Consider the following 12,791-nt stretch of genomic DNA (forward strand, 5'->3'; position numbering starts at 1 on the left):
TTCGTCTCGACCTCCGTGTATTTTACTTAATCATATCACGTTAGCTCGGTACGACATCTATCCTAACAGAGGGGGTTGTCCAAGCTCACTATTCGCCTCTTCATTAATTTCCTCGTTCAAGCAAGCGGCAGGCGTAAAATCCAATTTGCTGAAATACACTTTTTCGTCCACGATCGTTAAATCAACCTGTACATAAGTAAATGGCTTACTAATTCTTTTTGCTATTGCAAGCAGTTCATCTATTTGTTTTGGCTTTGATTCCGTTTCATCATAGGCAAACTTTTTTTTAATATAATGTGTATCTTGCCAGTCCGGTGTCAACATAATTGATTGTTCTTCCGACGTAAAGCGGTTTAAAACGAGTTCAATGATTTTTGGCTCACCATGAAAACAATGGATATGATAATCAATCGGCACTTTGCCATTCGGCTGCTCTAAAAAATGCTCGATAATAATCCTCGGCTTAATATTGGAATAATGGGGTTCCGCATTTATAAGGGAATAGTCTGTTTCCATCCATTTTGCTAATTGGTGCTTCGTTTTTTTATAGTCCAGCTCCCTTTTATTTGTACAAATAATGTTCAAACCTGAACCGTGGGAGCATTTCAGTACAAACTTTTTCGGCAATTGCTCAAAAATAATATCTTCCACCCTATCAAAGACACCAATGACCGGAATTAATAAATTTCCAAATCCAAAGGAAGCCATATGTTTGCGGACTTCGACTTTATCAGTGAATTTCACTTTAAATTCTATATCTTCAAATAATTTAAGCCACATTAATTTTTCATTATACGTTTGCGGATTATCCAAATTTATACGTCTTTTAAATATTTTAAAGAATAACAACTTACTTGCAATGATCGGTGATAATTTAATGATTTTTGCAAACACATGACGCCTTGCTTCAAACAATACTTGCATAATTAAGCACGCCTCCCTAATTAATTTATACTCCATATGAAATTGTATAAATTTGATACTTATTGAAGTTTAGTGGGAATAACGTATTTCATTATTAATTGCCTTATTTCGTAAAGTTCTATTTTTAATATTAAAAGTTATTTTTTATTAACTAGCATTTTCATTGTAAACTACTGCTTTTCCCTTAATGAATAGTATAGTCTTCCAAAACCCAAAATATACCTAATATCGGTTACTCTTCACTAATTAATTTACTAATACAAAAATCCCCATTCCATAGATGTTTTTCTATGGAATGGGGATAGTATTTGCAATAGTTATAAATAAAACAAAAGCTTATTATTTTGCGTATTCCACTGCGCGTGTTTCACGGATAACCGTTACTTTAATATGACCCGGATAATCAAGTTCTTCTTCAATTCGCTTACGGATATCCCGTGCTAAACGATGTGATGCAAGATCATCAATTTTTTCTGGTTGTACAATAATACGTACTTCACGACCCGCTTGAATCGCAAATGATTTTTCAACACCTTCATAGCTTTCCGAAATTTCTTCAAGCTTCTCAAGACGACGAATATAGTTTTCAAGAGTTTCACTACGAGCACCTGGATGGGCTGCTGATAATGCATCAGCGGCTGCTACAAGTACTGCAATGACAGAAGTTGCTTCTGTATCACCATGGTGAGAAGCAATTGCATTAATAACAACTGGGTGTTCCTTATACTTCGTTGCCAGTTCCACACCAATTTCAACGTGGCTTCCTTCCACTTCATGGTCAATCGCTTTCCCGATATCATGCAGTAAACCTGCACGACGAGCAAGCGTAACATCTTCCCCTAGTTCTGCAGCAAGTAATCCTGCTAAATGAGCTACTTCGATTGAATGCTTTAATACGTTTTGGCCATAACTTGTACGGTATTTCATACGGCCAAGAATTTTCATTAAATCTGGATGCAAGTTGTGAATACCTACTTCAAATGTTGTCTGCTCTCCTGTTTCACGGATTTGTTCATCCACTTCACGGCGGGACTTTTCAACCATTTCTTCGATTCTTGCCGGGTGAATACGACCATCTTGCACTAGTTTTTCCAATGCAAGACGAGCTGTTTCACGACGAATTGGATCGAAGCCTGATAAAATGACCGCTTCAGGTGTGTCATCAATAATTAAATCAATACCTGTCAGCGTTTCCAGTGTACGAATGTTTCGCCCTTCACGCCCAATGATGCGACCTTTCATCTCATCATTTGGTAGATTTACAACGGACACTGTTGTTTCTGCAACATGGTCAGCTGCAAAGCGTTGTAGTGCAAGTGATAAAATTTCCCGAGCCTTTTTGTCCGAATCTTCCTTCGCACGTGTTTCCGCTTCTTTCGTCATTACGGCGATATCTGTAGAAAGTTCATTTTCAACTTCCTTCAAAATAATATCTTTCGCTTCTTCACGCGTAAGGGCTGCAATGCGCTCAAGCTCTGTCTTTTGGCTTGCAACAAGTTCTTCCACTTTGCTTTCCATCTGTTCAATATGCTGTTGTCTGCTTGCTAGAGCTTCTTCTTTACGCTCTAAGCTCGTCTCTCTTTTGTTCAGAGCATCATCTTTGCGGTCAAGATTTTCTTCTCTTTGCAATAAACGGTTCTCTTGTTTCTGAAGCTCGCCACGACGGTCACGAATGTCATTTTCTGCTTCAGATCGAAATTTGTGAGTTTCATCCTTTGCTTCAAGTAGTGCTTCCTTTTTCAGTGCATCTGCTTCACGTTTCGCTTCATCAACGATTTGCTCAGCAACATGCTTTGCACCAGTCACTTTTGATTCATTCACGTTTTTCATGTAAAAATAGATAACAGCAACACCGACAGCGAATCCTAGCAAAGCAGGGAGAATCATAATCATTTCCATCCTAGTGTTTCCCTCCCAAGCCTATATGTCTGATGTTCTTCTAGTCGGCTTTATATATTTGATTTACTCAAACATACTGCCTATTTCATTTCAAAATTTAGAAATTATACATATTTAATTGTATAGTTCCATTTTCGGTATGTCAAGAATAGCCATGTTTCTAGACTTTTTTATATCTTAATACCTGTGTTATATAAGCGAAAACGCTTTCAAATATATTTTTCTTCAATACTCCAACGCGTCAAGAGCCACATCTTTATCAGAAAAGGTGAATTTTGTCCAATCCAATACGAGAAAGGAGCTTTTATTGAAATTGGCTCTTAAATAAATTTAGTTTATCAGTCAGCGCCTTCCCTTTGCACAGAGGGGCCTATTGGCGCGATTTACCTGTACGGGGACAACATCTTCTCATAAAGTCATTCACAATACCGAAATCTGTTATTCCCTTGACAGCAAAAAAACCTAAGTGAGCATAGCCACTTAGGTTTTCTGCTTTATTTCTCGTCTTCGAATAATTCCAACTCGTCGATTTCCTCATCTGAAGTATCATTTGTGCCAATTGTATAGCCAATTTCACCGATACCGAAATGCTGGCGGATTTTTTCTGCAATTTCGTCGCGAATCGCAGAATTTTCCTTTAAGAATTGCTTTACATTTTCACGGCCTTGTCCGATACGGTCATTATTGTATGAATACCAAGAGCCGCTCTTTTGGATGATATCCAAATCTGCACCGATATCAACGATTTCCCCTTCTTTGGAAATGCCTTCACCGTACATAATATCCACTTCCGCTGTACGGAATGGCGGTGCTACTTTATTTTTTACAACTTTAATTTTTGTTTTATTCCCTACAATATCCGTGCCTTGCTTAATCGCTTCACCTTTACGAACTTCCAAACGAATCGATGAATAGAATTTTAAAGCACGTCCACCTGTTGTTGTTTCCGGGTTACCGAACATAACCCCGATTTTTTCACGCACTTGGTTAATGAAGATTGCCAACGTATTTGATTTATTAATTACACCCGAAAGCTTGCGCAATGCTTGTGACATTAAACGCGCTTGAAGACCCATATGAGAATCGCCCATCTCGCCTTCGATTTCTGCTTTTGGAACTAATGCAGCCACTGAGTCGATTACAATAATATCAATCGCACCTGAGCGCACTAATGCTTCTGCGATTTCAAGGGCTTGCTCGCCCGTGTCTGGCTGTGATAATAATAATTCATCAATGTTAACGCCTAATTTTTGCGCATATACTGGGTCCAATGCGTGCTCTGCATCGATAAACGCCGCCGTACCGCCGTTCGCCTGGATTTCTGCAATGGCATGCAATGTAACCGTTGTTTTACCGGAAGACTCTGGTCCGTATACTTCCACAATACGTCCGCGCGGGTAACCGCCAATACCTAATGCTGCATCAATTGCGATGGAACCTGATGAAGATGTCTCCATTTTACGATCAGAATTTTCGCCCAGCTTCATAACGGAACCTTTGCCGAATTGTTTTTCTATTTGTTTTAACGCCATATCTAACGCTGCTTTACGATCACTCAAACTATTTCCTCCTTAGAAAAAAGCCTTATTTGTTTTATGTCTCTATTATACTTGCTAATGAGATAACATTCAAGAAAAAAGCGAACATATTTTCGCTTTTTCTTGAAAACTTTCTAAAAGACCTCTATTTAGCGTTTAAATCGTCTATTCTCCTTTATATTGAAAACTAAATCAACTTTTTAAAACCAAGTTTCGTCAATTCCCGCATCAAATAGCTGAATGTAAATTTTACAGCTCGGATTCTATTTGAATTTCTGGACCCTGATAGCTGCAGACGGTATGTTATTGGGTCATTTTCCCCGATGCTGATTCCTACCCAAACCGCCCCTGCCGGCTGCCCATCATGACTGCTTGGCCCTGCAGCACCCGTTAAACCAACCCCAATATTTGTATGGAATTTTTCACGCACTTTCAATGCCATTTCAGCTGCACATTCACTGCTCACAATGCCATATTTCTCGATAAGGCCAGCTTCGATATTAAGCTGTTCTATTTTCGTTTCCTTCGTATATGTTACAACTCCCCCCATTAATGCAGAAGCTACACCCGGGATTTCCGCTAATTCAGATTGGAATAGTCCCGCTGTCAAACTTTCCGCGGCAGAAATCGTTAAATTGTTTTCTAAAAGCATTTCCACAAGCTTTGATGCTAATGAATCATTATTTACACCGTAATAATATTCTCCTACAATATCTAAAATTTCGCGTTTCTTTAATTCGATTAAACGAAATGCTTGCTGCTCATTTTGCGCTTTCGCCGTGATCCGCAGTGTCACTTCCCCGTCTGATGCAAGCGGCGCGACAGTCGGATTTGTTTGACCGTCCAGAATTTCCTGTACGCGTACTTCTAGCTCGGCTTCCCCAATGCCATAAAAACGCAATACATGCGATAAAATGACGCCGCCATCATGCAAAAGCGCCGCGAGTTTCGGCTTCGTTTCATACTGGAACATTGGCTCCAACTCTTTTGGAGGCCCTGGCAGTAAAATATAAATATGCCCATCCTGATTTAAAAACATGCCCGGTGCCATTCCGTGCTGGTTCATCAATACGTCGCACCCTTCTAATACCAATGCTTGCTTGCGATTATTTTCCGTCATAAAACGTTTTTGCTTGGAAAAAAACTGTTCGATTGCATAGAGCGCAGTATTGTCCATAACTAAATTACGCTGCAAATGCTTGGCAATCGTTTCCTTCGTTAAATCATCCTTTGTCGGTCCTAAGCCACCTGAGATAATGATAATGTCCGCGCGCTGTTCCGCAATTTTAATCGCATTTAAAAGCCGTGCTTCGTTATCCCCTACAACCGTATGGTAATAAACATTGATGCCTAGCTCCGATAGCTGGCTTGAAATGAATTTCGCATTCGTATTTGCAATCTGTCCTAATAGCAGCTCTGATCCTACAGCAATAATTTCCGCATTCATTCAAAAATACCCCCTAAATGTAAAGAAAACTAGATTAGATAATATAGCTCGAACAAAAATCCCGAGTATACGCTTTTTCTTCTATGGATTTTTATTACTATTATTCCTATCCACGAAGAAAATCTAACCTAGTTTAAAAAAATATTTATTTTGAATCCAACAATACACGACGGTTCAGATAGAAATAATCCCATCCCGACCATACAGTAAAGAATAGTGCCACATAAAGCATAATCATATCAAAAGGTATGCCGACTAATGTAAAAATCGTATTGTGCAAAATTAAAGCAGAAATGGCGACGATTTGTGCCCATGTTTTAATTTTGCCAAGCTGGTTTGCGGCTACAACTTCACCTTGCCCCGCTAAAATTAATCTTAGACCTGTCACGGCGAACTCGCGCGAAATAATAATAATGACGATCCATGCAGGCGCTAAATCGATTTCCACCAATAAAATAAACGCAGCGGAAACAAGCAGTTTATCTGCAAGCGGGTCCAAAAACTTCCCTAAGTTCGTCACTAAATCATATTTGCGGGCATAGTAGCCATCTACCCAGTCCGTTGCAGACGCAAAGATAAAAATGAGTGCCCCGACAAAATAGTTCACTTGCATTTCCGCGCCAAACAGCGTCATGTTCCCCCAGCCGAAATCAAACATCATTACAATCACAAATAATGGGATTAATAAAATGCGCGAGACTGTAATCTTATTTGGAATGTTCATTTATTAACACCTTTCATCGAAAGAAAAGAGCCATCTTAAAAGATGACTACTCTCCTTGTTCTTCATTCACTAATTTTAAAATGATATTCTGTGTCATACGATCTTGTGCGTAAGTTAATTCTACATCATTTATATATACTTTAGCCACTTTTGAATTTCCTAAACGAATACGTGCATACCCGTTTGCCGTTGAATCATGCTCGACAATTTCTCCCGCCTTGTAGACGCGGTCCGTCACTTGCTCTTTGCGCTGTTCATTACGGATGCCAACCCATGTATCACCTGAAACTTCAACACGAACCTTTAAGCTTTCCGTTCCCGACACTTCAAATGTCGTATCTTCTCCTTGCACAACACCTTCACTTATTGCTTGAACCGCTTCAGGCTCCTCTGCAACAGGCTCTTCCGGCTGTTTGCTTTCATCGCTGTCTTGCTCCGTGCTATCGTCATTGTTCTCTACAGGTTTGCTAGGCGTCGAATTTTGATTTTGTTCGTATTCAATCGGCTTGTCAAATTCTTCCTCCACATCTGGCACACTGCCGGCTTTTTGCATATAAAGTGTCGTGATCACGACGATAATGACGATTGCAAATAATGCTACGATTAGTTTAGGCATTGCTTCCATCATTTTATTATTCGAGGAAGCGGCCATTTTACGACGGCTCGGGCTTTGGGAAAAGGATTGGGCAACTTCTTCTTTTTGCACTTCAGGCACGTCCTTGCGGTATTCAGTCAAAACTTGATCCGCATCTAATCCAACAGCCTCTGCATATTGCTTAATAAAGGCGCGAACATAAAAAGAACCGGGCATAATGGAATAATTGCCTTCTTCAATGCCAATTAAATAGCGTTTTTGAATTTTCGTAATATCTTGTAAATCATCTAAACTATAGCCTCTCGCTAATCTCGCTTCTTTCAAGCGAGCTCCTAGTTCCGTCAAAAAAAACACCTACTTTTAATATATTCAAATAACTGTTCCACAAATTCATAAAATGAAACAGCCTATTCACTAAAATTGAAATCCGCCAAAATGATCCGTACTTGACAACATATTATTCTTTTCAATAATTTCATATGTAATTTCTTCGTCCGGCTCGTGGCGCAATTCGATAATATAGTCAAAATCCTCTATTTTATATGATGAATGCTGTACGAAAAGGTCTGGATGTTCAATGACTTTAATCGTCGGCATTCCCATGATTTCCCGAACTAATTGCTGGTGGCGTTCATCAGTAGAGCGACGTGTCACCGCGCCATCCAATATAAAAATATTGTTCCCATTAAACTCATCGCCCATTAAAGCATTGCGGACAGTCTGTTTAATCATTGTAGAAGAGATGAAAATCCATCTTTTATTCGCACAAACACTTGCGGCAACAATCGATTCTGTTTTTCCTACACGCGGCATCCCGCGAATCCCAATTAATTTATGACCGTCCTTTTTAAATAATTCCGCCATAAAATCAACTAATATCCCTAATTCATCGCGTACAAATCGGAATGTATTTTTTTCATCTGCATCTCTTGGGATATAATGCCCATGACGAACAGCCAATCGATCGCGCAGCTTCGGTTCCCGAAATCTTGTCACATTAATATTTTCCATAGTTGAGACGATTGAAATAAATCGCTGGATAGATTCTTCGTTTTCCGTAGATAACAGCATACCACGATGTCCCTCATCCACGCCGTTAATCGAGACAATATTAACACGAAGCATCCCTAATAGCGAAGCAATATCACCTAATAAACCTGGTCGATTCACTTGAATTTCGTATTCAAAATACCATTCGCCCATTTTGTATCTGTCCCCTCATTATAGAAACGTAATTATTTCTTATAAGTTCCATCATAGCGGATTTTCTACCTATTGAAAAGTTAGAAAGCAACGTTTTTGTTAGTTTTCGTGAAATTCGTGCGAAAAATCTCGAAACAGGAAAATAATGGCCGAAAAAAATGCCGCTCACTTTTTTTGTGAGTGACATTTTTTCCGGTAATTCAACTAATGTGTTGTCTTATTTTGAACAAGTTTCATTACACAGCTTGCGATCGCTTGCTTCTCGTCCTTTTCGGCAACAGACCATAAATCCGATAATACGCGTTCTTGCTCATTTTGCGGATCGACGTTTTTCGCCAAATATTCCCCAATTTGAACAGCAGCTTGCTCGATCAACTTTTTTGGCATGCCGCTTTGTTTCGCGTCGCTAACTTGTTGCCCTAAAAAACTTGTCCATTGCTCCCAGTTTTGTAAAATCCCCATATGCTTCCCTCCTCTCGCACAAATAGTATGTGCGAAAAACAAGAAATTATATGTACCAACCGCCATTCACGCGAATAATTTGCCCTGTCACATAATCAGCTTGTCCGCTCAAATAAAATGCCGTCATGCTGGCAATATCCCGGGCTTCTCCAAATGCTTGCAAAGGAATTTGGCTCGCAATATTTTCGCGCTCCTCCACATCTAAATTTGCATTCATGCTCGTATTAATAATCCCTGGTGCGATTGCATTGACACGAATGCCATTATAGGCGGCTTCCTGGGAAAAGGCTTTCACGAAGCTATGCTGGGCTCCTTTAACAGCGGAGTATGCAACTTCGCCTGCCGCACCCACCTCTCCCCAAATGGAACCGATGACGAGCACATAGCTCACCTTATTAGCACGTAACTTTCTTGCCAACAGTGCTGTTGTCCGCATCGGATTTTGGACATGCACATGCCAAAGTCTGGACATTTCCTGTGCAGGTGTATTTTCCAGCAAACCATAAAAGGCATGTCCGCTTGAAAACACAATCGCTTGCAATGAATATATTTGAGCCGTTATTTGCTCAGCGCCGTCGTCACTGCTGAAATCCGCCTGCACTGGAATAAACTCTTGATTAGGATAGGTCTCATTTAATGATGCAAACATTTCATCTATAACAGCTTTTCGAGCATAATAATGCAAATAGAGTGACCAGCCATCCTGTGCTAATTGCCGGCAAATAGCTTGCCCAATCGCACCTGATGCACCGCAAACTAATGCAAACTTTTTCATGAGGCGTCGCGCTCATTGATCGGCAATATTGTAAATACCGTTTGCTGCTCCGAGCCTTGGATCGTTTCAAATGCTTTAAAAATGTCCTCTACTGTAATCGTTTCAAGCATTGGCACAGCGTCGAACAGGTTCATGTCGTTAAATTTATAACGGGTGAACTGGTTAGCGATAAACTCGATTGAATTCAGCGCACGTAAAAAGAATCCGATTTTTTTGCGTTTGATCCGTTCCACATCTTCTGCAGTGAATAGATTTTCGCGTTCCGCCTGTGCAAGTTTGTCCTTAATGATATTTACAAGCTGATCGGGCTGATCGGTATCTGAACCGATTAATGCAAAACCAAAACCTTTTTCCAATGTGAAATCATAGCCATACGATTCATCAATTAGGCCGCTTTCATAAACATCTGTATAAAACGAAGAAGCTCGGCCAAATAAGCATTCTACTGCAATTTGCACAGCAAGCTCATGCTTTAGCATCGCCTCGCCGCTTAAATCGACTTGCTTTGCCTTTAATCCAACATATACTTTCGGCTTTTGTACATCCATATGCAGCACACGGTCAGCCATTGCTGCATTTTTTGGCTCTTCATCAAATAATCTTGTTAATTCTTTCGCTTCCGGAAACGTCTTTTTACTTTGATTATCTTCAATAAAAGCCATCATTTCAACAGGATCCACTGCACCGATGACGAATAATAGCATATTGGATGGATGGTAAAATGTATTGTAGCATGTATATAAATGTTCGGCCGTAATGCCATCAATCGATTCAATCGTTCCTGCAATATCTATTTTCACCGGATGATTATGATACATATTTTCAATTGCGCCAAAATATAAACGCCAATCAGGCTGATCATCATACATCGTAATTTCCTGCCCGATAATACCTTTTTCCTTATTGACCGTCTCCTCTGTAAAGTAAGGTTCTTGCACGAAGTTCAATAATGTTTCAGTACTTGTATAAATATGGTCTGTCGCGGAAAACAAATAGGCTGTCCGCGTAAAGGAAGTGAAGGCATTTGCCTGAGCCCCCACTTCGCTGAATTTTTGAAATACATCCCCGTCTTCCTTTTCGAACATTTTATGCTCTAAAAAATGCGCAATCCCATCCGGTACTGTAATTGGGTTTGTTTCACCAAGCGGTACAAAAGTACGGTCAATGGAGCCATATTTTGTCGTAAACGTTACGAATGTTTTTGAGAATCCTTTTTTCGGCAAAATATATACGTCTAATCCATTTTGTAATCGCTTATAGTATAATGTTTCGTCTAGTTGTTGAAATTCAATTGTCTTCACTGACTAATCCTCCTTGCCGCATAAGAAATACGTTGCTTCCAGTTCAATTTGCTGTGCCATTTTTTGCACGTCTTCTTTTGTAACTGACTGCCAGCGTGCCGTCCACGTATCCAGTGTAAAAGGCTCATCCAACGCCTTATATTGATCGAAAATTTCAATTTGCCCACGTGCTGAGTCCAATGCTTCTTTAAGCTGGTTTATGAGCATCGCCTTTGTTTGCGCTAATTCCAGATCGGATATTTCGCCGTTTTTCATTACTTCAAGCTGCTCTGCAATTAAATCGCGCGCCTTCACTTCATTTGATGGTTCGATACCAGACACGACAAATAGTAATCCGTAGTGTGAGGAATACGAGCTCGATGCATAATAAGCTAAACTTTCTTTTTCACGGACATTCATAAATAATTTTGAATGTGCATAGCCGCCGAAAATACCATTGAAAATTTGCATTTTAGGGAAATCTTCATCACCAAATCGAACAGGTGCTGAATAGCCGATATGTAATTTCCCTTGTTTCATTTCTTGTGTTTCTTTCGTATATGGGGCAATCTCCGCAGAAGAAGCTCTTTCTGTAGTCCACTCAAAATCTTTACGGTCGGCAAATGGCAAAGCCGCTTTAATTTGCTCTGTCATTTTTTCGGCATCTATATCGCCAACTACATAAATATCAATCAAATCGTTAGCCAGCATTTGTTCATATGTTGTTGTAAGAGATTGCGGCGTAATTGCTTTTACCGCATCGATCGTACCGTTCGCTGAAATCGATGCTGCACTATTCGGACGTAAAATTTCCGTCAAACGTTTTTGCGCATAGCGGGACTTATCATCGAATACAGATTGAATGCGTTGGATGACCATTTCTTTTTCACGGACGACAATAGACTCCTTAAAAATGCCATGTTCAAAATTCGGTTTAAAGATAGCATGTTGAAGCAGGCTAATCACTTCATTCAGCACATTGCCATGTGATAAATACTGGTCATTAACTGTTTCGACATTCAATAGTAATGTATGTTCCTGTCCGCGCTTTGTCGTATCAAAATACAGCACCGTGCCGAAAAGATCATCCAAATAGCTTCGATAGCTTGCCGAAGTCGGGAATTTTTCGTTGCTATGCTGCAATACATTTGATAATACAGTACGTTCCGCCGCTGTTTTTTCATTTAATGGCGCTCTCCACTTTATCGAAAAGTTCACCGTTTTGAATTGGGCAGTTTGTCGTATATGAAGCGAAACACCTTTCGCAATTTGTGTCGATAAAAACAAAAAAACTCCTCCTGACTACCTCGTGAATATAAATATAAATGCTTCTTCTCTACTATACATGTGTTGCCTTGATTTGTGCAAAGTTATTATCCGTATTAAGTGTTCCCTAATTCATGATAATTATAAATAAAAAGTGTAAGGTGTTTAAAAATTAAAAAAATCATTATTTTGGCTATTAATTTTCAATACGGTTTCTGCGTTTCTTAATACAGTTCGTTGCGCTGCGTTCCGGGAGGCCAACACGATGTTGGTCACGAATGCGTTGTCACACGATGTGACACACTTAGCATTCGTTCCTTTATTTCTGGGGGCGTGGCTTCAACTAACTTGATGTATGCCTCTACGGCGGCATACATCAAGTGGATTTTCCGCGCACGCTTGATCCCCTGGGAGTCGGTCCCCTCCACTCCGTACAACTAAGTTTTGGTATAGAGTTTGGTCTTCTTATTTAATTTGAGTCAAGGTTGGTTGAATTTTATTATCTTTTATTTCAATAAGTCCTTCTTCCTCACGCGATTTGGTTAATAGAATCCGCTCTTTCCACTTTTCAGACGATCTGTTCTACTTTTCCATGAATAGTTTCCACTTTAGCCGCAAAACTTTCTACTTTCTCTTCAGGAAGTTCTACTTTTCCACTCAAATCAGCTAATAAAATCC

11 protein-coding genes are annotated in these 12,791 nt (G+C 39.8%); all 11 read right to left on the minus strand.

Annotation, left to right across the window (positions count from 1 at the left end; translation table 11 throughout):
* Positions 1–57: 57 nt before the first annotated feature.
* Positions 58–924, minus strand: a complete 867-nt coding sequence (locus tag ACTHOQ_RS16555; protein WP_440497254.1) for an ATP-grasp fold amidoligase family protein — start codon at positions 922–924, stop codon at positions 58–60.
* A gap of 339 nt (positions 925–1,263) precedes the next feature.
* On the minus strand, positions 1,264–2,817 hold the full coding sequence (rny, locus tag ACTHOQ_RS16560) for a ribonuclease Y (RefSeq protein ID WP_440497284.1): 1,554 nt from the start codon (positions 2,815–2,817) through the stop codon (positions 1,264–1,266).
* 500 nt (positions 2,818–3,317) lie between these two features.
* Complete coding sequence (gene recA, locus ACTHOQ_RS16565; protein ID WP_440497255.1) at positions 3,318–4,382, minus strand: recombinase RecA; 1,065 nt, start codon at positions 4,380–4,382, stop codon at positions 3,318–3,320.
* A gap of 166 nt (positions 4,383–4,548) precedes the next feature.
* Positions 4,549–5,808, minus strand: coding sequence for a competence/damage-inducible protein A (locus tag ACTHOQ_RS16570; protein ID WP_440497256.1), 1,260 nt, complete (start codon positions 5,806–5,808; stop codon positions 4,549–4,551).
* A 145-nt stretch (positions 5,809–5,953) separates the two neighbouring features.
* Positions 5,954–6,532, minus strand: coding sequence for a CDP-diacylglycerol--glycerol-3-phosphate 3-phosphatidyltransferase (gene pgsA / locus ACTHOQ_RS16575; RefSeq protein WP_440497257.1), 579 nt, complete (start codon positions 6,530–6,532; stop codon positions 5,954–5,956).
* Positions 6,533–6,578: 46 nt separating this feature from the next.
* Positions 6,579–7,481, minus strand: coding sequence for a helix-turn-helix domain-containing protein (locus tag ACTHOQ_RS16580; RefSeq protein WP_440497258.1), 903 nt, complete (start codon positions 7,479–7,481; stop codon positions 6,579–6,581).
* A 60-nt stretch (positions 7,482–7,541) separates the two neighbouring features.
* Positions 7,542–8,330 carry a DUF3388 domain-containing protein gene (locus tag ACTHOQ_RS16585; protein ID WP_440497259.1) on the minus strand — a complete coding sequence of 263 codons (789 nt, stop codon included), beginning with the start codon at positions 8,328–8,330 and terminating at the stop codon, positions 7,542–7,544.
* A 204-nt stretch (positions 8,331–8,534) separates the two neighbouring features.
* Positions 8,535–8,792, minus strand: a complete 258-nt coding sequence (locus ACTHOQ_RS16590; RefSeq protein ID WP_440497260.1) for a DUF3243 domain-containing protein — start codon at positions 8,790–8,792, stop codon at positions 8,535–8,537.
* Positions 8,793–8,838: 46 nt separating this feature from the next.
* Positions 8,839–9,567, minus strand: coding sequence for an elongation factor P 5-aminopentanone reductase (ymfI, locus tag ACTHOQ_RS16595; protein ID WP_440497261.1), 729 nt, complete (start codon positions 9,565–9,567; stop codon positions 8,839–8,841).
* The gene (yfmH, locus tag ACTHOQ_RS16600; protein ID WP_440497262.1) at positions 9,564–10,868 is read right to left on the minus strand and encodes an EF-P 5-aminopentanol modification-associated protein YfmH; all 1,305 of its coding nucleotides are present in this window, start codon (positions 10,866–10,868) and stop codon (positions 9,564–9,566) included. The genes ymfI and yfmH overlap by 4 nt, the downstream gene beginning before the upstream one ends.
* A 3-nt stretch (positions 10,869–10,871) precedes the next feature.
* Complete coding sequence (yfmF, locus tag ACTHOQ_RS16605) at positions 10,872–12,134, minus strand: EF-P 5-aminopentanol modification-associated protein YfmF (RefSeq protein WP_440497263.1); 1,263 nt, start codon at positions 12,132–12,134, stop codon at positions 10,872–10,874.
* Positions 12,135–12,791: the final 657 nt, after the last annotated feature.

The organism is Solibacillus silvestris (assembly GCF_051967575.1).
Taxonomy (GTDB): Bacteria; Bacillota; Bacilli; order Bacillales_A; family Planococcaceae; genus Solibacillus; species Solibacillus silvestris_B.

Excerpts from the sequence above, each read along its gene's own strand:
- ACTHOQ_RS16555 (WP_440497254.1), bottom strand. The coding sequence starts at position 924 with ATGCAAGTATTGTTTGAAGCAAGGCGTCATGTGTTTGCAAAAATCATT.
- rny (WP_440497284.1), bottom strand. The coding sequence starts at position 2,817 with ATGATTATGATTCTCCCTGCTTTGCTAGGATTCGCTGTCGGTGTTGCT.
- ACTHOQ_RS16570 (WP_440497256.1), bottom strand. The coding sequence starts at position 5,808 with ATGAATGCGGAAATTATTGCTGTAGGATCAGAGCTGCTATTAGGACAG.
- pgsA (WP_440497257.1), bottom strand. The coding sequence starts at position 6,532 with ATGAACATTCCAAATAAGATTACAGTCTCGCGCATTTTATTAATCCCA.
- ACTHOQ_RS16590 (WP_440497260.1), bottom strand. The coding sequence starts at position 8,792 with ATGGGGATTTTACAAAACTGGGAGCAATGGACAAGTTTTTTAGGGCAA.
- ymfI (WP_440497261.1), bottom strand. The coding sequence starts at position 9,567 with ATGAAAAAGTTTGCATTAGTTTGCGGTGCATCAGGTGCGATTGGGCAA.
- ACTHOQ_RS16585 (WP_440497259.1), bottom strand. The coding sequence starts at position 8,330 with ATGGGCGAATGGTATTTTGAATACGAAATTCAAGTGAATCGACCAGGT.